We start from the raw sequence: 25642 nt of genomic DNA on the forward strand, positions 1-25642 counted from the left end.
ATGTAATTAAAAATACACTTCTCCTTCTTGAAGAAGTGCATAAGAAAATATAGCTTAACGATTCATGTAGATTGAATATAGTATGATTTTATTATCCTACTCTTCTTTAGAGGTTTCACTGTATTTTTTAAAATTGTCTAGAAACGCCTGCCAGCCTGCTTCCTGCATTTCAACAGGATTGGTAGTTTCTGCTTCGAAAGTCTCAATGATCTTCGTATCTTTATCTTGGCTATTAAACGTTATCGTCACTTTTCTTCCATCATCAAGCGTGTAAGAAATGAACTCGTTTACTTTTACTTCGTCATAAACACCGCCAAAATCAAATCCAAAACTACCATCCTTAGCTTCCATTCTCGTAAGAAATCTTCCGCCAACCCTTAAATCATTTTCAGCTTTTGGCGCATGCCAATCATCAGAAGCAAAACTCCACTTTGTAATATGCTGTGGTTCTGTCCAATATTTCCAAACTTCTGCAACCGGTTTGTGAACTGTCGTTTCTACCGTTATGGTTACTTTATTACTTGTCTCCATGTAAATGATCCACCTCTCGATAATATTATTATTTTTACTAGATTTCTATGAAAAAAACGGGCAAATGCTCCTGGTGTCATGTTAAATTTTTCGAATTGCTTATATGTGTCAATCCTCCTCTCCTACTAACTAACCTACCGTTTACTTCAAGAAAAAAGTGCAATTTTCCTTCTTGAAGAATATTCCTATAAAACTACCTTGTGAATGGATAAAGAAAATAAATATTGAGCAAGAAAATAGGTAGACATCACCAAATAGTGTCTATATTTTAGAGGTTTAATGAACCGATCCCAAGCAAGTGTTGCATCTGAAAAATAAAAAAGAAAAGCTGCCATGATGATAAATGGATTTTCTGTCAAAATAGAAACCCATACCATACTCGTAATAAGGAATATGTACGTAAATACCGAAACTATAAGTGGATTTCCACCTTTAAACCGTTTTCCTTTTACTAATCGAATAAAGAATAGAAGTGCTATTGCTACTAAACTAACTGTAACAAACACACTCACCTCTTGCTGAAGTTGTATGTGAAGGAAGGCAATAATGTAACAAACATGAGCTGCCAGGAAAGAAATAAGTCCATGGAGAAATCGATCTTTAGGAACCATTAAAAATACGTCACCTATCAAGGATAATAGTAAACCTATGATTATCCACCAGGCATAAATTGAGGGAGTACTCGTTAGTGCAAAAAGGATAATCATGAGCATGGTCCCTGGTTTGAGAATATAAATAAGAGTTTGATTGTTATGTTTAATCGAAAAAAGGTATGTTATGGATGAAATCAGAATGATTGAAGAAAAAAGGTTAATAGTCATTGTAATCCCCACTCCTCATTGTTACCACTACAATAATCTTTCATATAGTTCATAAAAAAGTGCGCCTTTCCTTCTTGGGAAAATGCACGCTTATTTCAAGAAAAGTGCACCTTTCAACAAAAATCCAAAGGGTACACTTTTTGTTAGCAGTAATTTTCTTTTCTTATGGACTAATCATTTAATCCTTTTCCATCGAGAATTTGCTGCATATATTTTTCAACCCTAGACTCTCGCGTCTTGGATTGTTTAGGTTGAGAAAAATAAAGAATGTAAGCTCTTTGCCGTCCTGGCGTCAATGATTCAAAAGCCGTTTTCAAATCAGGTATATCATCGAATTTATTTTGAAGTTCTTCTGGGATTATATATTCTGTATGCTTTTTTAATTCTACTTTCAAACCTGCTTTTTCAACCTCAATGGCTTCAAGAATATAGTCTTTTATGATGAATTCCATTTCAATAATATCTTGAACATTGGTGAACCGGATCTGGCGCGCCGCCTGTACATTCTCCGTTTGTTGAATTAGAATCCCATGGGGATCCTTTAACAAGGCTCCTTTGTGAAACAGAAGCGCACAATAATCTTTAAATCCATGCATCAATACGATGTTCTTTTCCTCATACATGTAACAAGGATGCATCCACTTAATATCTTCTGTCAGTCCACAGTCAAGAATGATAGGTCTTAACTGCTCAAATTCTTCCTTCCACTGTTTTGTTTTTCGTAAAAATCCATCAACTTTACGATTCATTCTATTATTTGTCATTAAGGAACACTCCTCATCAATTTTTCGATCAGCTAACATTCAAGAATTATTTTTTCGACGGTTACTCTCCCTGAAAAAAAGGTAGCACCACCGCCCATGTCTGCAATTCGATCAGGCGTAAGCGCATTGACTAGATGTTTAGTTCCTTTTTCTGCCCCCCAAAGGCCTTGAGTAACGGCCACACCTGGAAGAACATTGACACCAACACTCGCTTTAAGAATACATTCCCCTCGCTCGTTCCAAACCCGAACCTGATCTCCATCCTTCACGTCCAACTTTTCTGCATCTTCACAATTCAAAACCACTACAGGCTCTTTTTCTAGTTCGATATGTTTCGTCTGGTTCGCAAAAGTTGAATTTAAAAAATTATGGTTTGGCGCTGCTATAAATTGAAAGTAGTGATCAGAATCCTTTATTAAAGGTACATATGTTGGTAATGGAGGATAACCGTCCTGTTTCATCTTTTCGGAATACAGTTCTATTTTTCCGCTCGGCGTGGGAAAGCTGTCAGGAAATCTCGCCTTTGCCTTAAGATAATGATGTTTCGATAAGGTTTCGAAATTTATTTCTTTAATATAAGGATTCTTGGGATTTGCTAATGATTGGTCAATTAATTCCGCTTCTGTCTCTTCAAAAGCAGCTTCGGTGAAGTTCATTCCTTTAGCCAGAAGCCGGAACACCTCAATGTTTGACTTTGCTTCCTCAAATGGTTCGATTACCGGCTGTTGGAGCTGAATATAGTGATGCCAATACGACGTATAAAAATCCGTATTTTCAAAGGATGACGTGGCCGGCAAAACAATGTCTGCGTATCTTGCCGTTTCTGTTAAAAATAAATCATGGACGACAGTAAAAAGGTCTTCCCGTTTCAAACCACTTCGAACCTTATTGCCTGCTGGCGCAACAACAGCTGGATTGGTGCCATATACATAAAGCGATTTTACTGGGGGATCTAAAGTGAGCAAGGCCTCTCCCAGCAGATTCATATTAATCACCCGCGTTTTTTTATTTTTTAACAAATCAGGCCGCTGCAAATTAGCCGTATTGTGTGCCAGGTATCCGGAATTCCCTTTGATAGCTCCTCCTCCTTTTACTAGCCACTGTCCTGTTAACGCAGGAAGGCAGGAAATCGTTCTCACAAACATACCGCCATTGTCGTGATGCTGCGGGCCATTTCCAATCCGGATAAACGCAGGTGAAGTTTTACCATACATCCTTGCAAGTTGAACAATATCCTCGACCGGAATGCCAGTAATGCCCGATACGGTAACAGGGTCATACTGCTCAACATGTTCACGCAGCTCTTCATAACCGACTGTATATTGCTCTAGAAATGAGGAATCCACCATGTTTTCAGCAAATAAAATATGCATCAGTCCCAAAGCCAGAGCGGTATCAGTACCCGGTAAAATAGGAATAAACCAGTCTGCTATTCTAGCAGTTTTGTTTTTATGGACATCAATCACAATGATTTTAGCGCCATTTTGTTTCCTAGCTTGTTGGGCAATGGCAACTTGGTGCATGTTCGTACTTACAGCATTAATCCCCCAAAAAATAAACAGCTTCGTGTGGATGGTATCCTCAGGATCGGTTCCGTAACTGCCGCCCATTGTATATTTATAACCAGCTGCACCGGCCGAGTTACAAATACTCCTATCAAGCTGAGAAGCTCCTAAACGATTAAAAAAGCGGCGGTCCATACCTTCAGCACTTAGGTTTCCCATATTTCCATAAAAGCTGTAGGGCAGAATACTTTCCGCTCCATCGCTTTGCAGCAGTTCCTTCCAGCGGGTGGTAATCGTATTTATAGCTTCCTCCCAGCTTATTCGGACAAATTCCCCTTCTCCTTTAGCACCAATTCGCTTCATGGGATATTTCAGCCGTTTTTTATCATAGATTCGTTCTGTCATATTTCGAACTTTGTTGCAAATAAACCCCTTCGTAACTGGATGATTGGGGTCACCCTCGACTTTGATAATTTTTCCGTTCTTTTTATGAAGGAGCAACCCGCATTGATCCGGGCAGTCAAGTGAACAAACTGAAGGAAAAATACCATTTGGGCTATCTACAAAAGAGGACATAGACGGTCTCCTTTCCATTGGTGTCAGGCACCAACTTGTTAGATTTTAAATTAATTCTAACATCATAAAATATAATCGTCTCGCAAGTGGTACCGATATGTACAGCATAAAAAAGAAAAGCCTTTTTCTATTTAAACTACGACCTATCCGATTGTTGTTAAACCCTAGTTAAAAATATGGATGTTACTTGTTACTTGATTAAAGGCATTTTTAATCCTTTTGATATTCCAAGGATGAAGTTGTGACGGTAATTCATTTCTTTCAAAAAAAGCAATCTTTTCTATTTCGCTATTGGGTTCCCAACTGTCTTGACCAACTATAGCCACTTTGAAGAGAAGAACTAAATCATCCTTCAAAGGAGATGAATAGACGGCTATTAAATGGTTAGCTTCAACGATATAGCCTGTCTCTTCGTAAACTTCTCTTTTTACACCTTCTATTGGTGATTCATTCTTTTCTAGATGCCCTCCTGGTAATGTCCAGTTCCCTGATCCGTATTTGATTTTAGTTAATAATATTCTTCCATCTTCATCAAAAATTGCTGCAAATACGCCAACCTTTGGCATACATTTGACCTCCAGTTTCAAAAAATTATTCATCATATGCATTTTCCAAAATATAACACTACGATGAGTTTTTCAATTATAATAAATACTAAAGATTGGAGAGGAGGCTATTGGAATGAATACGGTAAATAAAGGAACTATATGGCTATTATCATTAATTTCCCTCATCACTATAGCTCTTACCTTTGTAGAGCTATCTCAACCTTATGAATCTCCAGAAGATGCTCAGTCCCGTTTTGAAATGCATATAAAACCTCTTTATACTCTCTGTTTGATCGGAACTACTGCTGCGCTCTTTTACTTTAAAAATAAACTTCGTTCGTTCGACGGCCCGGTATTTATATTCTTAGGTGGCTTATGGTACCTTTGGGTGTTTATGACCTTTACAGTAGGTTGGGTTATGATACAAGGTTTTATCGGTTTCTTTTTATCTTTAATCGTTTCTCTAATTCTAACTCTCTATCAATGGATAATGAACGTTAAAAATCAAAAAAATCATACCTCTTAATACCCCAAACGAAAGGGTTTGAGCGGGAGGTTTGTCGCTCATGGTTTGATCATATAAAAAGTCGAATTCCCGTATGCTAAGAATTCGACTTTTTTAGTTTTATAATCTTACGTTTGAGTTCTGTTTTATCTATGGAAGGAATGGTAAAGGATATATTTTTCTTATCTAGATGAGGTTTCGACCATTTGTTTACATGTCGAATTAACAGTTTGGAGGTTAAGATCGAAACACCGATGTTTAAAAGGACATAAGGAACAGGTATTGTGAACGTTGCCCCTTTTGTTTTTACATTTACATGTAACATGTTCTGTATCCTCTACTCAATAACTATTGAAACGGTATCACCGTTTGCCGATTTCACATCAACAATCTGACCGTCCAGCTCATTTTCAATTGCGTCTAAGATCAGGTCAATATCAATATCTTTTACATATTGTTCAGATTGAGGAATCTTTGAAGCGATGTTGTGACCTGCTGCCAGTACAACCTTTACAAGTTTAATTGGAAGGTTCACATTTACGTTGTCACTTTCAGCAGATACGACGCGTATCTTTAATGTTTTGTCGATGTAACTAGAAGGTTTATGAGACGTATAGCTTAATGGTCTAACAGATGTATTATGTTCCTTTTCTTTTAAAACTTGAATTAATTCAGAACCCTTTTCAGTGTCAATCTTACCTTCTTGTACCATTGTTAACACTTTTTCAATCTCACTTTTCATTTCATATTCCTCCTATTCGTCTTTTAACATTTTTATTGCTTCATCTGGGCTAATCTCTCCACGTTCAAGCATCATAACGATTTTTTTCTCGTCTACTTCATTCTTCTTTTTTTGTTCATACCCTAATGAAGATGCAATGTCGTTCAGCTTGCCTCGAACGGTTGGGTATGAGATTCCAAGTTCTTTTTCAACTTCTTTAATATTGCCTCTACATACAAGAAAGACTTCAACAAAAAAAAGCTGCTCTTTAGTTAGTGAAGCAAATTTGGATAATTCGAATTCGTTCTCGATTGTCGTTTGGCAATGTGAGCAATGCAGTTTCGTAATCTTGAGCGTTTGTGTGCAAACAGGACAATTCGTAAGTAATGGATGAGCCATATCAGATTCCTTTCTTTTTGTTTAATTTGATTATATACAACAAAATTAAAAAAGTGAACAAAAAATATAAATATATTTAATTATGATATTAATTATTTTAATTCAACTCTTACTATTTAGTTTGTTTTTATATTTTTTTATTAATTTTATTTAACAGCAACAAAAAAGAGGCTTACATTAATGGAAAGTCTCAACGATTATGTATATATACACCTTACTGCCTATTTTTTGATATAAAGCCTTCTTAATGAAATGCAGATAACCTTTTTTGTTCTCAAAAAGTTTTCCCTCAAAAGAGGTCGTACTTGAGGAACCCTAAAAAGTGTATGCTAAATCCATACTTTATCAATGTTTCCTTTTTGGATATATGTCCATTTGCCTGTGTAATTTTATCCGCTTTTTTCATCTTTTCATCTGCAGCTTTAATGAGACGAGCCTTTTCTTTTATATAGTGTTCATGCTGTTCTTGCTGTTGCTTTCGCTGAAGCTCTTTGTGGGCCCTATACTCTGAATAGTTTCCTGTGTATTCTGTAACACAGCCGTCTTCGATTTCCCAAATTTTCGTGACAAGCTGGTCTAATACATAGCGGTCATGACTAACTAATACTAGTGCCCCATAATAATATGTCAGTTCTTCAATAAAAAATCGTGTGCCTTCTTCGTCAAGATGAGTGGTTGGCTCATCAATCAACAAACCTTCGTGATAGCTGGAAAAAATCTGTGCTAACTTTAATCTAGTTTGTTCACCACCACTAAAATTTTCAATTTCGGTTTGTGGAATGGATAGTTTACCAGCTAATTCGCAATCTACTTCTCTTCCAACAGGGGATGCCAGCTGGTCAAAGTAAGCGATATCCGAAAAGCTTTTGACTTGACCTTTCTCTGGTTTGATTTGACCGTCCATTAACTTCAACAGGGTACTCTTGCCAGCCCCGTTCTTACCAACAATTCCGATTCGATCAAACTGATGCACAGCAAGACGCGGGATTTTTAACACTAATCGATCTAAATAGGTAAGTTCTATATTTTCTAATTTAAGACATATTTTTTCCATCACTTACTACCTCCAATTTTTATTAAGAAACAAAAAATCACAGGACATCTGCCTGTGATTAGAGAGTAAGGGGAAGAAACCTATCCTTTTTGATTAAGTCGATAAGCTAAGAAAGCTGTCACCAAATAAACCTTCTTTCACGTTACATCAGAAGGAAATTTAAAAAAAATAAAGAAAAGCAGACTCATCCGCTTTTCTTCACTGAGAAATGAAACTTACAAAATGAAGATTATTAAAAAAGGACAGACTGATCCCGTTTACTCTGCAAATACAAACAGAGCCTTTGAACGTATTAAATTACTGATTCAAAGTTGGGAAACGAAGTCTCATAGCATGTGTCATTTTTTAATAATCCTCCTTTTAATTAAACATATAACCTCATTGTATTTGCTTTTTTAAATATTGTCAAAAGCAATTATCGTGATTCCACCAGAATGACTACCAGAATAGAACCGTTGGTGCATCTTTCTTTTTTGAGGAGAACGAAGGGAGCATCGCTCCTTTAATATGAACGGGGTCAGACTTACCTTTCGTTCAACTCGTTTCTACGATATTTCCTTCTGCTGGGATGGGATGCTCTTTTAACAGTCGTGCAAAATGGATCAGGTTGTAAGTCATGATCTGGTTATGTTGCATTGTAAATTCGTTCTCTTTTCCCCTTGCTTCGATGAACGAAGGTCCAGGTCCCGCTTCCCCAACCCAGTATGTGTCTACGTTAGGCGGAACTGTAAATCCAATATGAGATAAGCTATATAGAATGGAGGAACTAGCGTGTTTCGCACCATCTTCGTTACCTGTCACTACCACTCCGCCCACTTTATTATAATAGATATACTGCCCTTTATCATTGGTCATACTGCCTGACCCATAGAGCCTTTCGATCGCTTGAGTCGCTAGACTACTCTTTTCTCCGAGCCAGATCGGTGTACCTAGGATGAGAATGTCTGCCTCCTTTACCTTGTTCAAGATGAGTGGCCATTCATCGCCGTTCCCCTCATCAGCTGACACACCAAACGCAATTTTATAGTCTGCTAGCCGAAGCATCTCCGTTTCGATCCCTTTATCACGAAAGATTGTCACTGCTTCGTTCATCAGGCTTTCAGTATTTGATATATCTTCACTGCTTTTCAAAGACGCGTTTAATAATAATGCTTTTAATTTCACGTTATCCTCTCCTTTTATTACTTTAAATAACCTGTTTTCAATCCATTAAAACCAAACCATCAAGCATATTTAAAAGTATCACGGAGTTATTAAAATGCTTTTGGCATAGATCTTACTATAAATGAATTTTTCGTATTCCTAGGCATTAAAAAGAAACCGAGAACAGTTATAAAAGATAAAGTAAATGTGAAAGATAATACCATAATATTCCTCCAGTAGTTCCTAGTATTTCTAATATAAAAGGAGAATAGACTTGCAAAATTAAAATATGGATTATCATTTTATAGATTATAGGTTAGATTTATAGGAGTATATCAGGTTGTAATTTAAAGGAAGTGAAACAGTGCATATCCTTTTATTAATAATATTTATACTGGCAGGCTGGAAGTGGGGAGACTGGAAAAATTGGAGGAAATATTACCCTACCATACTCTTTTTTATAATTGGGGACCTATTATATAACTATTTATTGTACGATTACACGATGTGGCGATTTCATACTTCTTTTGATAAATTCATTTTACCTAATCATACCTTGATTTCAATTGCAGTTACATTTATAAGCTTCCCAGTAAAAGTGTTAATTTACCTTGGTCATTATCCTGAAAATAAAAGCAAGTTCATACAATTCATATATATCTTTGCATGGATTCTCTTTTTTACACTTTTTGAATTTGGGGCATTAAATCTTGGCATTCTTTCACATCATAATGGTTGGAATTTAATTGCAACTTTCTTTTTTTATATCGTTATTTTTGTAATGCTTCGTCTACATCAAGATCGACAGTTACTTACATGGGTCATTTCATTTGGCCTTATCATCTTTTTATGTATTTATTTTGATGTCCCCATTACATCAATGAAGTAATGGAGAGGATAGAACCATAAAGGTAAACTACTCAATATATAAAAACGGGTACATTTCTTATTACAGAAATGCACTGGTTTGTGGAATCTTTTCTGAAGAAATGCCCTCTATAAATGGAATAACGAGCGCAATCAATAATATAGAATTGAACCCGATTGTTGAAGAAGAAGTATGAATAAGTACCCTTCTTATTTCGATATTAGCTGGTTTTGTTGAACACTGTTCAAATTCAAACGAATAATGCCATTAATATTAAATCTTGATAGCCGCCTTCCAATTTTACACCTTTTGCTTTTCTACCCTCTTCAAAAAAGCCTAGATTCTTATATAACTTGATTGCACCTAAATTATCTTCCATTACCTCAAGACAAACTTTTTCAATCATACTGTTATTTTTAGCCCAATTGATTAACGTTTCTAAAAGAGCTCTTCCAATACCATAATTTCGATAATCAGGTAGTATGGTCATTGCAAAAGCCCCTTGATGACTAATTTTTTCATTGTTTCCGTTCTTAAAATCTATTTTACCGACTAACTTACCCTCAACTTCAGCAATAAACTGTACATAATTTGGATTTTCATGATAAGCTTTTAACGTTTTTTGAATAGCAACAACACTCATCTTTTTTATATCCTCAACCGTACTTAGCATGTATGGAGCGTTTATTAAAGCTTTTGAAGCAGAATTTAGCATTCTTTCTGCATCCTGTTCTTTAGCCTCTCTAATAGTAACTGTTTTTCCATTCTTAGATTTAAAATAAAATACATTAGTGGATAAAATACTACACACACCCTTTCAGAAAATATTTAATATGATTTTCACCCATTCTATAATTCTTAAATAAAGAAAAGAATATCACCTTTTACTGCAATTCTATTAAATTAATGTCCTCAAGCCCATAAACAGCCCTTTTTTAGATTCGAGTTATAATGGAAAATACCTTCTCTTGTTCCACAATCTGGCCTTTAGGGCAGAAATTCAGTCAGAATCTATTCACATTGGGCATAATCTTTTCCCATCCACTTAGTCCTCAGTTCTTTTGGTTTTCCTTTCACATAGAAAGAGGTCTCTTATAAGAAGAGACCTCTCAGCTTGTAGACAAAGTCAGATGTCTACAAGCTTTTTTTATTGTAGAATTAAATTAGATAATGTTTGAGGGGAGAAATTTACATGTTATCTAAGCATTCTACTGAAGGACGTCACCAAGTTACTCTAGCAGCTCTTGACGAGCTTGTACCTCAGGATCATTTGGTACGAAAAATTGATCAAGTCATGGATTTTGACTTTATTTATGATGCCGTAAAACATACATATTCTTTGGATAATGGCAGACCGAGCGTGGACCCTGTTGTTTTAGTCAAAATGGTGCTCCTTCAATATTTATTTGGTATTCGATCAATGCGCCAAACGATAAAAGAGATTGAAACGAATGTCGCTTATCGTTGGTTTTTAGGCTATGACTTCAGCGAGAAGATACCTCATTTTTCAACGTTCGGGAAGAATTACGCACGTCGTTTCCATGATAGTGATCTTTTCGAACAGATCTTCTATCGGATTCTACGTGAAGCTACGAATTATGGTCTGGTTGATCCCACTATTGCTTTTATCGATTCCACGCATGTGAAAGCCAATGCCAATAAGAAGAAGTTTGATAAGAAGATAGTACGTGTGGAAACGCGCAGCTATCAAAACAAACTTGAAGAAGAAATCAATATCGACCGTGAGGCACACGGAAAAAAGCACTAACCCCTCAAACAAAAGAAGATACGAAAGAAGTTAAAGTGAGCACTACGGATCCGGAGAGTGGCTACTATGTAAAGGACGAACGGGAAAAGCTGTTTGCGTACTCTTTTCACACCGCCAGTGATTCAAGAGGTTTTATTCTTGGAAGTCTCGTCACCGGAGCCAATGTTCATGACAGTAGAATGCTCGAGCCACTTGTAAATCAGTTGTTAGAAAACGTAGGAAAACCGAACGCCTTAGCTGTAGATGCAGGATATAAAACACCGCCGATTGCCAAGTTTTTGATGGACCAGGAAATTCGCCCAGTAATGCCTTACACACGACCGAAAACCAAAGATGGATACATGAAGAAGTACGAATATGTTTACGATGAACATTACGATCAATACATATGTCCGCAAGGCGAAACGTTACCCTATAGAACGACGACCCGCGAGGGCTATCGTCAATACGCTTCCAATCCTTTGAAGTGCAAACAGTGTCCTTTGCTTTCTCAATGTACGCAGAGTAAACAGCACATCAAGATGATCCACCGGCACATCTGGGAGGAGTACTTGGAGGAAGCCGATCACCTTCGTCATACGGAGGAGAATAAAAAAATATATGCACAGCGAAAAGAAACGATTGAACGTGTCTTCGCTGATGCAAAAGAAAAGCATGGTATGCGTTGGACGAAGCTGAGAGGGCTTAAAAAAGTTTCCGCGCACGCGATGCTTACTTTCGCTGCCATGAATCTTAAAAAACTGGCAAACTGGACATGGCGAGGTCCATGTCCAGTGTAAGTTAAGCTAGAATTCCTTTGGAAAACCTAGAAAAAATGAACAAACCCCATCTCAAATCAATTTGAGATGGGGTTTGTCTACGTTCTGAGAGGTCTCTTATAAGAAGAGACCTCTTTTGTTTTGTTCCATATTATATCGTCCATGGTCCATGCTGAAAACGTTTGATATTCTACGTTTAACTGATCTAGTTCCTTATTTTTTTGCGATAACTCGATCAGTTAGACTTTCAATCATTAGCTAAAAAGGTAAGAGATGAATAAAAATTGTAAAACCACCCATTGGGTTATTATTAACCAAACTGAGCAGCATGCAATCGGCTGTATATGCCTTGGGACTCCATCAGATCCTGGTGATTCCCCTGTTCTGCAATTCCTTCATTCGTCACAACCATGATGCGATCTGCATTTTTAATCGTTGCCAATCTATGCGCGATAATAAGCGTAGTTCTTCCTTCTGTAAGTTCTTCTAAAGCCTTCTGGATGGCCGCTTCTGTTTCCGTATCTAGTGCAGAAGTGGCTTCATCAAGGATTAAGATAGGTGGGTTTTTTAAAAACATACGAGCTATAGCCAACCTCTGTTTCTGTCCACCAGAAAGCTTCACTCCCCGCTCACCGATAACAGTTTGGAGCCCCTCCGGCTGATTGATAATGAAATCATCAAGGCGTGCTCTTTTTGCTGCTTCCATAATCTCCTCATCAGAAGCCTTCAAGTTGCCGTACGCAATGTTTTCTCGGATCGAACCCGAAAAGAGAAATACATCCTGCTGGACAATACCGATCTGTTTTCTTACCGATTCCAGCTTCATTTCCCTTAGATCAATTCCGTCAATGGTGATCGACCCACTTTGAATTTCATAAAAACGGGGAAGGAGACTGCAAAGAGTCGTTTTTCCAGCACCTGATGGTCCTACAAAAGCTACCGTCTCCCCAGGCTGAATAGACAAACTGATCTCGTTCAAGACCTTATTATGACCTTCATAGCCAAATGTCACGTCTTTGTATTGAATAGCGCCATATAAGTCGATCTCAATCGCATCTTCTGCATCAGCAATATCAGGAGTCGTATCCATGATTTCTGTAAACCGCTTAAAACCTGCGATTCCTTTTGGATAACTTTCAATAACTGCGTTAATCTTTTGAATCGGTCCGATCAATATGTTCGAAAGAAGGATAAATGCTACAAATTGTCCATAGGTTAGTTCTCCTCTGATGACAAAGAAGGTACCGAATAGTAATGTGAAAAGGGTTACCATCCTCATCAATACATAGTTAGACATTACGTTTTGAGCCATGATCTTGTAAGAATGCAGCTTCGTTAAGCGATAGTTTTGATTGTTCTTCTCAAACTTTTCCTGTTCGTATTTCTCGTTTGCAAAAGCCTGTACAACCCGGATCCCGCCGATACTGTCCTCCACTCTTGAATTGATCTCAGCAACATCTTGAAACATTTTTCTAAAGGTAACAGTCATCTTCTTGTTAAAGTAGATCGCCAAAATAATAAGAAGAGGAATGACAATAAAAGAGAGGACAGCTAGCTTCCAGTTGATGGTTAGCATCAATCCAAAAGATCCGAACAATGTCATCACGGCGACAAAGACATCCTCTGGTCCATGATGGGCCACTTCTCCAATCTCTTCCAGATCTTTTGTAAGTCTGGAGATACTATGCCCCGTTTTATTATTATCATAGTACCCGAATGAAAGCTTCTGCATATGTGTAAACAGTTGCTGACGCATGTCTGTCTCAATGTTAATACCCAGTTTATGCCCCCAATAGGTTACAACATAGTGCAGACCTGTATTGAATAGATAAATAAGTAATAGGCCCAGACAGGCGAATAAGATGATTCCCCAGTTTCCTTCTGGGAGCAAACGATCTATTACTTGATTGACTGCTAAAGGGAAAGCTAGTTCCAAGATTCCGACGAGAATGGCACATGTAAAATCCAGTATGAACAACCATTTATAAGGTCTATAGTATGCAAAGAATCTACCCAGCACGAAGAGACCCCCTTTTTCTATTTTTATAAAGTGAACAGGACTTAATTGAAATCCGTTCTCAATTATACAGAACAGAAGTAAATCTTACAATCACTTCAAGTAGTTATTTGTGTTTTTCTACCTCCCTAAGATTTTTTAACTCAGTATAAATAGTACTTCTCCTATCTGAAGAAATACTCCTGACTTTCGAACATTAAGGAACGACAGATTCTCATGCTGTTTTTTTGTTGTCAAACTATCAATGCTCCTTATTTATTATAATGTTTTAACAATAATGGGAAACAATACGAAATAGGAAGGTGAGATTATGGGATACGAAATGGATAACATTTTAATAACAGAAAATCAATTGATGCAAAAAGTGAAAGAAATCGGTACGCAAATTAGACAGGATTTCCAAGATGAACCCCTCGTATTTATTATTGTATTAAAAGGTGCATTTGTCTTTGCTGCAGATTTAATCCGAGTACTGAACGGAAAAGTTATGATTGATTTTGTGGTAGCTTCGAGTTATGGCAATCAAACGGTAACTACTGGAAAAGTCCGACTGCTAAAGGATATCGATGTGAACATCACAGGTAAAAATGTCGTGCTTGTGGAGGATATCATCGATTCCGGATTAACGCTAAGCTTTTTAAAGGAGCATTTCCAGCTTCATAAACCAAAGTCCATGAAAATATGTACGTTGCTTGATAAACCTGAGCGACGAAAGGTCGACTTAAAAGCGGATTATGTAGGATTTGTTATTCCAGATAAATTCATTATCGGATATGGCATTGACTATGCGGAGATGTACCGAAACCTGCCATACATAGCTACTATAAAGGAAGTATAAGCCAGTTTGTTGAATAATTAAATATAAAAAAAGAGCTCACTTTATGTGAGCCCTATTTTGCAATTCCGCTAAATTATGAAAATCATTCCGGAGAATTTTGAACAGATTCCGGTAAATTATGAAAAACTACATTTAGTTACCTACTGCCACTTTTCGTTCCACTACATCATGAACAAGAAGTACACCTAACTGGTGATGTTCATTTTGATAAAGCGATCCTTGAACGAATCGGATCTCTCCATTTAGATCAAGTACTTCCAGTTTACAGTACGCTGCGTTAATTTGAAGTGCTTTGTAAAGACTTGTTTCATTTGTCAGCGTCACACCGTTTACTTTTACGATTATTTCCCCGACCTTTAATCCCATTTTAACTGCGGGTGTTCCAGGCACAACAGCAAGTATGATAACCCCTTTATCCCTCTGTACAAAAAGAGAAGGTCTTGTGTCATCGCGCTGACTGGTTACGAGCGTAATGAGCTCACGGCCTGCAAGGCCTGCAGCGATCGCAATGGCAATTAGTAGCGGCAGATTATAAAAATGACCGGCAGCTGCAATTGCTAATACGAGAACACCCAATAAAGTAACTTGCTTTCCAAGATGCTTAATCGCTTCGACAGGCAGCGTGTGTGTAACAAGCTGGCGATATCCGATTGCAAATGGCACTAAGAAAAAAGAAAATCCTACTGCTCCCATTGGAAACAATGGCCACCATTCTAAAACTGGAATTGAGCCTGCCGGAAGGACGAGAAACTGAGGAACGATCCAGAACCGTGTTGCTTCGTGCGCTCCTACATAATGGCCTCTTTTTCCTTTAAAAAGGCGTGGTGAAGTACGGTCCGCACCTTTCCATAAAATCAGGACTCCTTCCTGAATCAAAAGCACGCCTAAAATAACAGCTAATGAATCAAGCGGTGTATTTTGAATATCTTCAATCCATTTATCCAAAAAAGCCATTCCGGTGTTTAGTTTTGGCAGTAAAAGACCTGCGATTGCGGCTAAGTTTACTGCATACGCTGGTGCCATAAAGCGAGTTTTCATTGTCAGTGCCAGAACGACATACATCAAACCGATTAAAGCAATCATACCAATCGGCAAAGTAACGCCGGCCGCAATAAAGATAACTGATCCTATGAGTCCAATAAGAATACCAGGCAGCAATGAAAATATTAGATTATCAATTACGGGGTGAACCTTTACTTTAAATTCTTTCCGTTCCCGTTTTACACGTTTAAGTCCGATCAAGAATGCTACGAATATAAAACCATAAAAAAGCGGGTGTAAAAAAAGCAGCCCGATGCCTTCTATCAGTTCATTCACAAAGGTGTCTGTCATGGGCGTTCTCTCCTCTTCTCTTCTTGCAGTTTATCCACTTTTTCTTCAATTCTTTTTAGTCTTCTATCACTCGACACAGCTCGTTTTATCAGCATTCCGACTCCGCTTATGATAGCGAGCAGAACTAAAAATGCCATAAGCTGAAAAAGTATGTCTCCAACATTTAATGATCCCATTTTGTTTTACCCCTTTAAAAAGTACACTTGTGGCTTTTTCAGTTTCTTCAATGAAAAGTTGATTGAAGTGTAAGGTGCGAGACTCCTGGGGGATTCGCGGGACAGGTGAGACTCCTAAGGGCGCAAAGCGCCGAGGAGGCTCACCGCACGCCCCCCGGAAAGCGAGCATCCTGAAACGGAAATCAACCACTTCCAAGAGCAGCAATGCTTCAAGTGCAGCAGCTTACAAAAAAATCCGCAGAGAATATTTCCTCTACGGATAGTATTCGTGTTTCGGTTGTTTTTTCCTGCCATAATCCCTTACTTTGCAAGTAATTCGATGGCTGTTTTACGCTGAACATCGTTTTTCTCATTACGGATTGAATCGATTACTTTCGCTTCCATCTTACCGGCTGTTTTTTGATCAATTTTCCCTGTTGCTGATAAGCTGTTCGCGCGTTGGAAAGCTGTAACAGCAGACTGGGTTTTTTCATCAAAATAACCGTCTTCACGTCCTGTTTGGAAACCTAATCCGTTCAGCATCACTTGAGCATTTTTAACTTGCTCATTATTCATGTCATACACAAGAGGCTTTTCGATCGAGATCGGATTTGTGTAGAAGTATTCAGGCTGTTTCACTTCAAAAGTTGGCTTCACGCCTTTTTTATGAATCCAGTTTCCGTCCGGCGTCAGCCATTTAAACAATGTCAGCTTAATGTTCGAGCCATCACCTAAGTCGATGGACTGCTGAACTGTTCCTTTACCGAATGACTTCTCACCGACTAGCTCGTAACTGCCTGCTTCTTGAAGTGCGGCAGCTAGAATTTCAGACGCAGATGCACTGCCTTTATCAATTAATCCTACGATTGGATAATCCTTCTTTTCTTTAAGGGTGGAAACATAACGCTCTTTGTTTCCTTTACGGTCTTCAATCTGTACAAACGGCTTATTTTCTGGAATGATCTGACGCAGAATGCTGTCTACTGCCTCAAGGTATCCTCCAGGATTTCCGCGGACATCAATGACAAGCCCGTCGATTCCCTTCTTTTCAAGCTCAGTAAGCTGCTTCTTGAAGTCTGAGCCTGTTTTTTCGGAGAAAGATGTAATCTCGATCACACCGATGTTTTTTCCGTTTGCTTTTTCAATATCTGAATAAACGGTCTCGATCGGAATCTCATCACGTGTTACTTTAATCGGCATTACGTTGTTCACGCCGCTGCGCTTCACACCTAATGTGACGACAGAGCCTTTTTCACCGCGGATCTTCAATACTGCTTTATAAAGGTCTAGACCTTCAACACTTTTGCCGTCAATCGTAATAATCTGGTCGTTCGGTTTTAAGCCCGCTTTCTCGGCAGGTGAATCTTTAAATGGTGCAACAATCGTTACTTTGCCGTCCACCATGCTTACTTCGGCACCGATTCCTTCAAAAGAAGAATCCAATGACTGAGTGAACTGGCTTGCCGTATCCTCATCCATATAGACGGAATAAGGATCTTTCAGCGTTTTTACCATTCCTTGAATGGCGCCTTCCAGCAATTTTTCACGATCCACATCTTCTACATAACGGGAAGAAATAATCTCGTACGTTTTTTGAAGCTTCGCGAACTCTTCATCGCTGTCAATCTTTGTTTCCGTTTTCGGTAAATCACTTACTCCATCGTTTTGAACAAATTTTGAGCCATTTCCAAATAGCGCCAAAGAGCCATACATTCCACCAGCACCGACAAGCAAGGAAACAACAATCAGCAGGGCCAACATCTTTTTATTTACGTTCATTCTGCTCACCTCATTTTTGCAGGAAAAGGCATCACACCCTGCAAAGTGCGATGCCTTCCATTGTAAGAGATTCGACGAAAGAAGCCTGTCTCCTACTTCACTATATGAATAGCTTGTTTACTTTATGAGTTTATTTTACCAATATGCCGCAGGATTTACAGCATTTGTTTTTCCTGCATTCCAAGGACCTTTGTGAAGCTCAAAGTGCAGATGCTGACCATGAGAACGTCCTGTGTTACCCATGTTTCCTAGGAACTGTCCTTTTGATACAGAACCGCCTGAAACAGCACGGCTGCTCATATGAGCGTAAACTGTTGTCCACTGCTGTCCACCGATAGAATGTGAGATGTAAACCACATTACCGTATGATGAGGAATACTCGGACTTAATGACCGTTCCATCAGCTGCTGCATAAATTGGAACTGTTCCGCCTTGCGCGATGTCGATTCCTTCATGCATACCGCTGCTTCTCATACCGAACGGAGAGGTAATGGCTCCAGCTGCAGGTTTGATGATCAAGCCATTGCCAGATACAGGTCCCATTGATGGAGCAGATCCACCTGATGAAGATTTGCGTGCTTTTTCACGTGCAGCTGCACGAGCTTGTTCAGCACGGAACGCTTCTTCCTGAGCCTTAAGGAGCGCACCTTCGTTTTCAATCTTGTGTGCTTCTTTATGCAGTTCCTCTTCCTCTGATTGAAGAGAAGTCATCAAGCGGTCTTTTTCAGCCATTTGTGCTTTCAGCTGCTTTTGAAGCTTTTGCAAGTCTTTCATTGCATTTTGCAGATTGCTGAGTTTTTTCTCAACAGATGCCATTTTATTCTCAAGAAGTTCTTTATCTTTCTTTTGTTCTTCTAAAAGCTGGCGGTCTTGTTCTGCGATCATGTTCAATGCTAGAACACGGTCAAGGAAATCACCGAAGTCCTTTGAACCTAGAACGACTTCAAGGTATGAAACAGCTCCACCAGATTCGTACATAGAGTTAACACGTTCTTTTAAAAGCTTGTCACGCTCATCAATTCGCTTTTGAACGACAGTGATCTCTTCTTTTAATTGTGCAATTTCATCTTTTGTTTCTTTAATATCTGCTTGCTTTTGGATGATCTTTTCATCAGTTGCAGTTGTAAGCTTATCAAGACGCTCAACTTCTGCTTCTAGTGCAGCCTGGCTGCTTTTATTCTCTTCAAGCTTAGCTTTTGAATCCTTGGCTTTTTTAGCATTATCTTGTTGTTTTTTCTTGATGCTTGATAAAGATTCCGCGTGAACGACGGATTCAGAGTGATACACAGTAAAAGCGCTCAGTGCCAAACATAAAGACAGCACTGTACCAAACACTTTGCTTTTCATTCGTTTTCCTCCCTAACCCCTATTAATTTGTTTCGTTTTCTTGAATCTTTACTTCTGCGATCTATTAAATCTTTAAGAACTTACGGACAGACGTCAAGCTTCCCCATACTCCGATAACTCCGCCGATCAGCAGCATCAATATTGACAACTGAGGAATAAGCGGTGTTACTGGAAGCAGCTCGATAAATACTGTCCCTAACTTTTGATTAACGATGTCAAATATCGCTTGGTATCCCACTGCGATTACGATAATAGGAAGGAAAGCTCCAAACACCCCTAATGCAAATCCTTCGATAAAGAACGGCCAGCGGATAAACCCATTTGTCGCTCCAACGAGTTTCATAATTTCAATCTCGCGACGGCGTGTAACAATTGTCAGTTTTATTGTATTTGAGATCAGGAACATCGCTGTGAATACTAGGCCTAGAACGAGCACGATCCCAACGTTTCGGGCAACATCTGTAACTTTAAATAGCTTTTCAACGGTTCCTTGTCCATACTCTACTTTGTTTACGAATTTAAGTTTATCTACTTCTTTAGCTACAGCTGCTGTATCCTGCGGCTTATCAGTATAAATAATAAAAGCATCACGAAGCGGGTTTTCGTCTTTTAATGAAGAAAATGCTTCTCCTTCATCTCCAAGACTTTCTATTAATTCATCTAGCCCTTCTTCTTTCGACTGATACTTAACTGTTTTTACCTTATCAAGATTCTCAAGTTGTTTTTGATAGGCATCATAGTTCTCGGATTTCTCTGTTCTTTCAATATAAGCTCTGATTTGTACATCATCTTCTATTTGACTGGCAATATGATTAATGTTCAAAAGAATCGCCAGGAATACACTTACTAAGAGTAATGTTACGGTTACTGCAGAGATCGAAGCGAAAGACATCCAGCCGTTCCGTCCCATGCTCTTAAATGCTTCTACAAAATGACGTTTCAGTGTTCTAATCTTCATAGCCGTAATCCCCCTTCGCCTCATCACGTACAATTCGGCCGCCTTCGATGGCAATTACGCGCTTTGTGATTGTATTAACGATTTCTTTATTGTGAGTCGCCATGACCACTGTAGTGCCACGGTCGTTAATTTCTTTAAAAATGTCCATGATTTCCCACGCGGTTTCTGGATCCAGGTTCCCCGTAGGCTCGTCCGCAATGACAACTGGCGGCCGGTTCACGATAGAACGTGCAATCGATACACGCTGCTGTTCTCCTCCGGATAGCTCATCCGGGAACATGCGGGCTTTGTTTTTCAGCTTTACAAGGTCAAGAACTTCCATAACACGTTCTCTGATCACTTTTGGTGATTCCTCAATAACTTCAAGCGCAAATGCTACGTTTTCGTAAACAGTTAAGCGCGGTAAAAGTTTAAAGTCCTGGAAGATAACTCCCATTTTTCTGCGAACTTTTGGAATCTGTCTTTCTTTTACCTTAGCAAGATTCGTGCCGTTTATAATAATAGATCCTTGTGTTGGCTTTTCTTCACGATACATACATTTTATAAATGTAGATTTTCCAGCACCACTAGGTCCGACTACATAAACAAATTCACCTTTTTCTATGTAGACGTCAACCCCGTTTAATGCCATGACACCATTCGGATATGTTTTCCACACATCAATCATTTCTATCAAACTAAATCACTTCCTTACTACCCCAAAAAGATATTTCCCTATTTAATCAACAATCTATTTATAAAGTTTTTCGACAATCACGCGATAAATGTCAGTTTTTTTCCGCAATAACTATTATAACATCTCGAACTGACAATTTTATTACAATTGTATTTCATCTTACCTCTAACAAGGGACCTTGGTCGTGTTTTCTTGTTGCTGTGATGGTTAAAATACGACACGATTCGCTGAAATCCTTCATATTCACAAAAAACCTGCATGTAAACTTTTCGACAATCGGTTGCTAAAGTCGACCATCGAAATGAAAATTAGGCACTTTTGTACTGCACATACGGTACATTACATCGGCTAATATTACAGAATTTGTAGTAAGAAGGGGGTATATATGTAAAAAGTCCTATAAAAAGCACAAAAAATCAGCCGGTTGCGGCACCGGCTGGCAAGATTCGACTTATGGATTTAAGGGTGATTATCCGCGTTTAAATCCTTCTCCAAGCACTTCATTCGCATTTACAACGATTACAAAGGCTGAAGGATCAACACTTTTTACATATTGTTTTAATTTTGTAACTTCATATTGCGCAACAACGACCATCAGCATCGGCCGCTCATCCTGCGTATAACCGCCGAATGCATTGATTTTCGTTACCCCGCGGTAAATATGAGTGAGTATCCCTTGACGCAGCTCTTCTTCTTGATCAGAAATGATTAGCGCCATTTTTGACGTTCCAAGTCCGATCTGCACAACATCGATCGTTTTTGCCGTGATGAACATCGCGATCAGTGCGTAAAGAGCTTGCTCGATTCCGAAGATAAATGCTGATGCAAGTACGATTGTCCCGTCAATGAGGAGGATGATCGTTCCGAGTGAGATTCCGATGTATTTATGAATAATCTGTGCGAGGAGGTCCACCCCTCCTGTTGATGCTTTTCCTCGGAATACGATTCCAAGTCCAGCACCGATTCCAAGACCGCCGAAGATTGCGCCGAGTAAGGGTTCTTCTGTTGCGGCTCCCCACTCTTCAAAAATAAAGACGAAGAATGGCAGCACAAGTGTACCAACAAGCGTTTTCGCACCGAATCTTTTTCCGAGGAAGAAAAGACCCGCGATGAACAGCGGTATGTTGAGACACCACTGCACATAAGAAGGCTTCCATTGGAAGAGTCCGTATAGGATAGTCGAGATCCCGCTCACTCCGCCCGATGCGATCTCGTTCGGTAAGAGGAACACCGAGAATGCCAGGGCAACAAGCCCTGAGCCGATTACAACATAAATATATTCTAAAATAAGTTCAACTGTAGGGTGTAGAATTCCACCGCGTCTTTTTCTTATTGCCATCATCATAGCTGTCTGTAAACCTCAAACTTTCATAAGGAATTTCTTTCAAACGAAAAAAGTATACCAAGCCTAGTATGCCCTTGTAAATGAGACCTTAGTGCCGCGGTGATGGGGTGAAGTGATGTTGAGTGGTATGGACTGGCGGGGGCAGTTCGGTCGTTTTGGATGTTTTGTGCGGCTGCACTGAGTCGTATCTTGTCGCTGGGTGTCGACTCGTGGTTATTTTCAAATTAACGTGGGATTCTCGAAATTAAGCCAGGAATTAATCCATTTAACGTGGGATTAATTTTGTTTTCCGTGGGATTCCCCATTTTCCGATGACTTATGGAGTAAATTGATTTTTTTCTAATACGATGGAATGCGGCATAATCTACTAATCAGTGATTGAATGGTAAAAATGAAGCGGAATGTGCCAATAATCATTAGAAAACTTAACATTTTATTAAAAAGACTGCCTTTCAATCAGCCTAAAAGAAAGGAGGTAGATGAATACCTTGCAAGACAGATGGCTGGCTTAAGAGGAGAACAATCCATGGACTACTTTTACCGCTATCTACCCCAAGAAAAGATTGAATTTCTTCATAATATTAGAATTCTTCATCAAGAATATTATTTTCAAATGGATACTCTCATAATCACTCCAAATTTTATTCTTATACTAGAGATTAAAAATATAGCAGGTCATATTTATTTTGATAACCTTTACTCGCAAGTGATTAGATTACACGATGGGAAGAAAGAGTCGTTTGATGATCCGATTCAGCAAGTTGAAAGACAAGCTTTTCATCTCTCGGAAATCCTGAAGATTAAAAAAGTACCATTCATTCCAATAGAAACCTTAGTTGTCATTACCAATCCTAAAACCCTCGTCGAAAGTGCTCCTGGGCATACAGATGCTGTAAACAGAGTGATTAAAAGTGCAGATTTAAAGAAGAAGTTCGATCTCCTAACCAAAAAGCATACGAAAGTAATCCTTTCTAAGATGGAAATTAAAAAAGTGAACAGGCTTTTAAACAAACTTCACACCCCTTATAATCCAGATGTTTGCAGCTTATTTCATATAGATAAAAATGAACTCATTAAGGGGGCATTTTGTCCAGATTGTGAGGATATTATTTTACATCGAACAAAAAGAAGTTGGTATTGTACGAATTGCGACCAACATTTTAAAAAGGCGCACATCAATGCATTAATAGATTATGCCTTGCTGATATCGACTAAAATTACAAACAATGAGTTTAAAGATTTTCTAAACCTCCCTACAGGCAGTATATCTTATCACCTGCTCCACTCACTCAACCTCCCTATTACAGGTACAACCAAAGACCGCACCTACCTTTTAAATTCTTTATTGGATGAGTGAATGAAAAAAGACAGCCCTAAAGGCTGCCTCAAAAAAACTATACTGCTCAATCAAAGATTGTCACAGATGCTTCAACTATTTTTCAGCAGTATTGTTTTCTTGGACTAGGTGAGTCATCCATATGCCGGTTTTGCTTCAGATCATTTTTTTGTACATATTTCATATCCTTTGCATCCACCTTTCCGTCGAAATTAATTTCTGCCTCTCTGTTTTCCGTCCCTAATTTCCCAGTAATTCGATCACATCATGATGTATTTACACTTTCCGTTTATATTAAAGTAATTGTACGGCTACCACTGAATGAAAGCTATCGGGGTTTCGGTCAGGACTCACAGCCTATTTCAACCGCTAACTTAAAGGGAAATCTCATAGGACAAACGAGATAAATAGTAACATTGTCTTAAAAAACGTAAAACCGAATTGGGGTTTTCTTTAGTAGAATAGAAATATCAATATAATAGCGGTTTATGATGGGGGCAGATGGAGTCATGCTAGAAGGAAAAATCATTAAGTTCTATCGTGAACGCAGAAATATGACGCAAAAAGAGCTCGGGGACGGCATCTGTTCAGGTACGCATGTCAGTAAAATAGAACGCGGCTTAACGGAAGTCTCCAAGGAAACGATACAATTTTTAGCGGACAGACTGGAGATCGACATTGAAAGTGAGATCAAAATTTATAAAGGATTAGACACCCTTTTAAAAAAATGGGAAGAAGCCATAATCATGAAACTTCATGCGAAGGCAGAAACACTTAAGCAGAAGCTCGAGGAAATTGCTCTGCTGCAGATTCCTGATTTCTACAGGTCGCACACCCTTCTGCTAGCCAGATTTTATTTGATGACGGGAGATTTCACAAAAGCGCTAACCATCATTCAAGAGATGGACAAATGGCAAAATCCTGCGCCGCTTGAGAAAAATATGATTCTTCATATAAAAGGAATCTATGGGCTCCAATGCAAACATGATTACTCAGAAGCTATTGAATTCTTAAAGCGGATTGACCCTGCTCATTACCATAATCCGGAGTATTACTATCACCTTGCAGTTGCCTATCATTCCATAAACTCTCGTGTCCTTGCCTATTATTATGCGAGCATCGCTCTTCGCTTTTTTGAAGAATCCCATTGCTATGTTCGCGTGATTGAAACGGAGATGCTGATGCTCATACAAGTGGGGCACGATACCACAAGCGGACCTCAATACGGAAAGTATGAACAGCTGATTGAGATGTGTGATAACTTTGATTTGGAAAAACAAAAAGCTCTTCTCCTCCACAACTATGGCTATCACTGCATCCTGCATGAAGACTTTGAAAAAGCATGTGAGTATTATTATGAATCGATGAAACTAAAAGACCCTACCACATCGGAATATATTGGTTCACTAGAAGGGTACATAAATGCCTCTGTACTTTTAGGCGAAAAATCAAAAACCGAGCTTTTATCTCTTGCCGAAAAAGGGTTAAAGCTGGCTAAAGAAATTCACTCCACCACGTTCATCCATTTTTTTCAGCTCCACAAATATCGTCTCACAGATCAAGAAGAGCAATATTATGACTATCTTGAGACAGAAATGTATCCATATTTAAAAAGATTAGGCTATGTCCTTCCAGCCGAACATTATGAAATAAAGCTTTTTGATTTTCATATGGATAACGGAAATGCAGAAAGAGCTAATGAATATGCAGCGATAATAGCCGATAAAAACAGACGCAGCAATCACTTCGTATAAAAAGGGGGCTGTCCCAAAAGTTAGGTAAACTTACTTTTGGCAGCCCCGAATTTTTAATTATTTTTACAAAAAATAATTAAAAATAAATGATATCTACAAAGGTAAAGAAAACTTGACTGACGCCTAGTCTCTAGTTCCGCTTAT

Annotated in this window: 23 protein-coding genes and 2 pseudogenes; 6 read left to right on the forward strand and 19 right to left on the reverse strand. The window is 38.6% G+C overall.

The genetic code is table 11. The annotated features are described in order from the left end of the window. Positions 1-96: 96 nt before the first annotated feature. From ABE41_RS16665 to ABE41_RS16685, 5 genes are all read right to left on the reverse strand, one after another. Positions 97-531, reverse strand: a complete 435-nt coding sequence (locus ABE41_RS16665) for an SRPBCC family protein (protein WP_066292756.1) — start codon at positions 529-531, stop codon at positions 97-99. A 185-nt stretch (positions 532-716) separates the two neighbouring features. Continuing rightward, positions 717-1352: a lysoplasmalogenase gene (locus tag ABE41_RS16670; protein ID WP_066292758.1), complete on the reverse strand. Its 636-nt coding sequence runs from the start codon at positions 1350-1352 to the stop codon at positions 717-719. Between the two features lie 170 nt (positions 1353-1522). Next, a complete protein-coding gene (locus ABE41_RS16675) occupies positions 1523-2116 on the reverse strand; it encodes a YdeI/OmpD-associated family protein (RefSeq protein ID WP_066292761.1) in 594 nt (197 codons plus the stop codon). 32 nt (positions 2117-2148) lie between these two features. Further along, positions 2149-4197, reverse strand: a complete 2049-nt coding sequence (locus tag ABE41_RS16680) for a molybdopterin-containing oxidoreductase family protein (protein ID WP_066292762.1) — start codon at positions 4195-4197, stop codon at positions 2149-2151. Positions 4198-4361: 164 nt separating this feature from the next. After that, complete coding sequence (locus ABE41_RS16685; protein WP_066292764.1) at positions 4362-4763, reverse strand: NUDIX hydrolase; 402 nt, start codon at positions 4761-4763, stop codon at positions 4362-4364. A gap of 115 nt (positions 4764-4878) precedes the next feature. On the opposite strand from ABE41_RS16685, the gene ABE41_RS16690 reads away from it, so the two are divergent. Beyond that, positions 4879-5271, forward strand: a complete 393-nt coding sequence (locus tag ABE41_RS16690) for a hypothetical protein (protein WP_066292765.1) — start codon at positions 4879-4881, stop codon at positions 5269-5271. Positions 5272-5587: 316 nt separating this feature from the next. Here the strand turns inward: ABE41_RS16690 and ABE41_RS16700 are convergent, their stop codons facing one another. From ABE41_RS16700 to ABE41_RS16715, 5 genes and pseudogenes are all read right to left on the reverse strand, one after another. Beyond that, positions 5588-5992 (reverse strand): SHOCT-like domain-containing protein, encoded by a 405-nt coding sequence (locus ABE41_RS16700; RefSeq protein ID WP_066292769.1) that lies wholly within the window; start codon positions 5990-5992, stop codon positions 5588-5590. 12 nt (positions 5993-6004) lie between these two features. Next, entirely contained in the window at positions 6005-6370 is a 366-nt protein-coding gene (locus ABE41_RS16705) for a DUF2089 domain-containing protein (protein ID WP_066292772.1), read from the reverse strand. A 340-nt stretch (positions 6371-6710) separates the two neighbouring features. Continuing rightward, positions 6711-7424: pseudogene (locus ABE41_RS16710) on the reverse strand (ATP-binding cassette domain-containing protein); the annotation flags it as partial. Positions 7425-7721: 297 nt separating this feature from the next. Next, a complete protein-coding gene (locus tag ABE41_RS21570) occupies positions 7722-7766 on the reverse strand; it encodes an erythromycin resistance leader peptide (protein ID WP_142301762.1) in 45 nt (14 codons plus the stop codon). A 192-nt stretch (positions 7767-7958) separates the two neighbouring features. Then, positions 7959-8588, reverse strand: coding sequence for a flavodoxin family protein (locus tag ABE41_RS16715; RefSeq protein ID WP_066292774.1), 630 nt, complete (start codon positions 8586-8588; stop codon positions 7959-7961). 343 nt (positions 8589-8931) lie between these two features. Here ABE41_RS16715 and ABE41_RS21575 point away from each other — a divergent pair, with 343 nt between their 5' ends. Then, on the forward strand, positions 8932-9456 hold the full coding sequence (locus tag ABE41_RS21575) for a CBO0543 family protein (RefSeq protein WP_066292777.1): 525 nt from the start codon (positions 8932-8934) through the stop codon (positions 9454-9456). A 229-nt stretch (positions 9457-9685) separates the two neighbouring features. On the opposite strand, the gene ABE41_RS16725 is transcribed toward ABE41_RS21575, so the two are convergent. Further along, on the reverse strand, positions 9686-10246 hold the full coding sequence (locus ABE41_RS16725; protein ID WP_083207846.1) for a GNAT family N-acetyltransferase: 561 nt from the start codon (positions 10244-10246) through the stop codon (positions 9686-9688). A gap of 381 nt (positions 10247-10627) precedes the next feature. Here ABE41_RS16725 and ABE41_RS16730 point away from each other — a divergent pair. After that, a pseudogene (locus tag ABE41_RS16730) lies at positions 10628-11982 on the forward strand (IS1182 family transposase). A gap of 289 nt (positions 11983-12271) precedes the next feature. Here ABE41_RS16730 and ABE41_RS16735 read toward each other — a convergent pair. Further along, positions 12272-13981 (reverse strand): ABC transporter ATP-binding protein, encoded by a 1710-nt coding sequence (locus ABE41_RS16735; RefSeq protein ID WP_066292783.1) that lies wholly within the window; start codon positions 13979-13981, stop codon positions 12272-12274. Between the two features lie 307 nt (positions 13982-14288). Between ABE41_RS16735 and hpt the strand changes: the two genes are divergently transcribed. Beyond that, positions 14289-14816 carry a hypoxanthine phosphoribosyltransferase gene (hpt, locus tag ABE41_RS16740; RefSeq protein ID WP_066292784.1) on the forward strand — a complete coding sequence of 176 codons (528 nt, stop codon included), beginning with the start codon at positions 14289-14291 and terminating at the stop codon, positions 14814-14816. A gap of 132 nt (positions 14817-14948) precedes the next feature. Here hpt and ABE41_RS16745 read toward each other — a convergent pair whose 3' ends face one another. From ABE41_RS16745 to ABE41_RS16775, 7 genes are all read right to left on the reverse strand, one after another. Beyond that, positions 14949-16148, reverse strand: a complete 1200-nt coding sequence (locus ABE41_RS16745; RefSeq protein ID WP_066292786.1) for a PDZ domain-containing protein — start codon at positions 16146-16148, stop codon at positions 14949-14951. Beyond that, positions 16145-16324 (reverse strand): hypothetical protein, encoded by a 180-nt coding sequence (locus ABE41_RS16750; RefSeq protein WP_066292788.1) that lies wholly within the window; start codon positions 16322-16324, stop codon positions 16145-16147. The genes ABE41_RS16745 and ABE41_RS16750 overlap by 4 nt, the downstream gene beginning before the upstream one ends. A 300-nt stretch (positions 16325-16624) precedes the next feature. Continuing rightward, positions 16625-18082, reverse strand: coding sequence for a S41 family peptidase (locus tag ABE41_RS16755; RefSeq protein WP_066292790.1), 1458 nt, complete (start codon positions 18080-18082; stop codon positions 16625-16627). A gap of 135 nt (positions 18083-18217) precedes the next feature. Beyond that, positions 18218-19429, reverse strand: a complete 1212-nt coding sequence (locus ABE41_RS16760; protein ID WP_066292792.1) for a murein hydrolase activator EnvC family protein — start codon at positions 19427-19429, stop codon at positions 18218-18220. A gap of 64 nt (positions 19430-19493) precedes the next feature. After that, the gene (ftsX, locus tag ABE41_RS16765) at positions 19494-20387 is read right to left on the reverse strand and encodes a permease-like cell division protein FtsX (protein ID WP_066292794.1); all 894 of its coding nucleotides are present in this window, start codon (positions 20385-20387) and stop codon (positions 19494-19496) included. Continuing rightward, positions 20377-21063 carry a cell division ATP-binding protein FtsE gene (ftsE, locus tag ABE41_RS16770; protein ID WP_066292798.1) on the reverse strand — a complete coding sequence of 229 codons (687 nt, stop codon included), beginning with the start codon at positions 21061-21063 and terminating at the stop codon, positions 20377-20379. Before ftsE ends, ftsX begins: the two co-directional genes overlap by 11 nt. 469 nt (positions 21064-21532) lie before the next feature. Next, a complete protein-coding gene (locus ABE41_RS16775) occupies positions 21533-22408 on the reverse strand; it encodes a YitT family protein (RefSeq protein WP_066292800.1) in 876 nt (291 codons plus the stop codon). A gap of 382 nt (positions 22409-22790) precedes the next feature. Between ABE41_RS16775 and ABE41_RS16780 the strand changes: the two genes are divergently transcribed. Continuing rightward, positions 22791-23765 (forward strand): nuclease-related domain-containing protein, encoded by a 975-nt coding sequence (locus ABE41_RS16780; protein ID WP_066292802.1) that lies wholly within the window; start codon positions 22791-22793, stop codon positions 23763-23765. 488 nt (positions 23766-24253) lie between these two features. Beyond that, positions 24254-25498 carry a helix-turn-helix transcriptional regulator gene (locus ABE41_RS16785; RefSeq protein ID WP_066292804.1) on the forward strand — a complete coding sequence of 415 codons (1245 nt, stop codon included), beginning with the start codon at positions 24254-24256 and terminating at the stop codon, positions 25496-25498. Positions 25499-25642: the final 144 nt, after the last annotated feature.

Source organism: Fictibacillus arsenicus (genome assembly GCF_001642935.1).
In the GTDB taxonomy this organism is placed as follows: Bacteria; Bacillota; Bacilli; order Bacillales; family Fictibacillaceae; genus Fictibacillus; species Fictibacillus arsenicus_B.

What these genes read in the sequence shown, in the direction of transcription:
- ABE41_RS16665 (WP_066292756.1), bottom strand. Translation starts at nt 531, where the DNA reads ATGGAGACAAGTAATAAAGTAACCATAACGGTAGAAACGACAGTTCAC.
- ABE41_RS16670 (WP_066292758.1), bottom strand. Translation starts at nt 1,352, where the DNA reads ATGACTATTAACCTTTTTTCTTCAATCATTCTGATTTCATCCATAACA.
- ABE41_RS16675 (WP_066292761.1), bottom strand. Translation starts at nt 2,116, where the DNA reads ATGACAAATAATAGAATGAATCGTAAAGTTGATGGATTTTTACGAAAA.
- ABE41_RS16680 (WP_066292762.1), bottom strand. Translation starts at nt 4,197, where the DNA reads ATGTCCTCTTTTGTAGATAGCCCAAATGGTATTTTTCCTTCAGTTTGT.
- ABE41_RS16685 (WP_066292764.1), bottom strand. Translation starts at nt 4,763, where the DNA reads ATGCCAAAGGTTGGCGTATTTGCAGCAATTTTTGATGAAGATGGAAGA.
- ABE41_RS16690 (WP_066292765.1), top strand. Translation starts at nt 4,879, where the DNA reads ATGAATACGGTAAATAAAGGAACTATATGGCTATTATCATTAATTTCC.
- ABE41_RS16700 (WP_066292769.1), bottom strand. Translation starts at nt 5,992, where the DNA reads ATGAAAAGTGAGATTGAAAAAGTGTTAACAATGGTACAAGAAGGTAAG.
- ABE41_RS16705 (WP_066292772.1), bottom strand. Translation starts at nt 6,370, where the DNA reads ATGGCTCATCCATTACTTACGAATTGTCCTGTTTGCACACAAACGCTC.
- hpt (WP_066292784.1), top strand. Translation starts at nt 14,289, where the DNA reads ATGGGATACGAAATGGATAACATTTTAATAACAGAAAATCAATTGATG.
- ABE41_RS16745 (WP_066292786.1), bottom strand. Translation starts at nt 16,148, where the DNA reads ATGACAGACACCTTTGTGAATGAACTGATAGAAGGCATCGGGCTGCTT.
- ABE41_RS16750 (WP_066292788.1), bottom strand. Translation starts at nt 16,324, where the DNA reads ATGGGATCATTAAATGTTGGAGACATACTTTTTCAGCTTATGGCATTT.
- ABE41_RS16755 (WP_066292790.1), bottom strand. Translation starts at nt 18,082, where the DNA reads ATGAACGTAAATAAAAAGATGTTGGCCCTGCTGATTGTTGTTTCCTTG.
- ABE41_RS16760 (WP_066292792.1), bottom strand. Translation starts at nt 19,429, where the DNA reads ATGAAAAGCAAAGTGTTTGGTACAGTGCTGTCTTTATGTTTGGCACTG.
- ftsX (WP_066292794.1), bottom strand. Translation starts at nt 20,387, where the DNA reads ATGAAGATTAGAACACTGAAACGTCATTTTGTAGAAGCATTTAAGAGC.
- ABE41_RS16775 (WP_066292800.1), bottom strand. Translation starts at nt 22,408, where the DNA reads ATGATGATGGCAATAAGAAAAAGACGCGGTGGAATTCTACACCCTACA.
- ABE41_RS16780 (WP_066292802.1), top strand. Translation starts at nt 22,791, where the DNA reads ATGGTAAAAATGAAGCGGAATGTGCCAATAATCATTAGAAAACTTAAC.
- ABE41_RS16785 (WP_066292804.1), top strand. Translation starts at nt 24,254, where the DNA reads ATGCTAGAAGGAAAAATCATTAAGTTCTATCGTGAACGCAGAAATATG.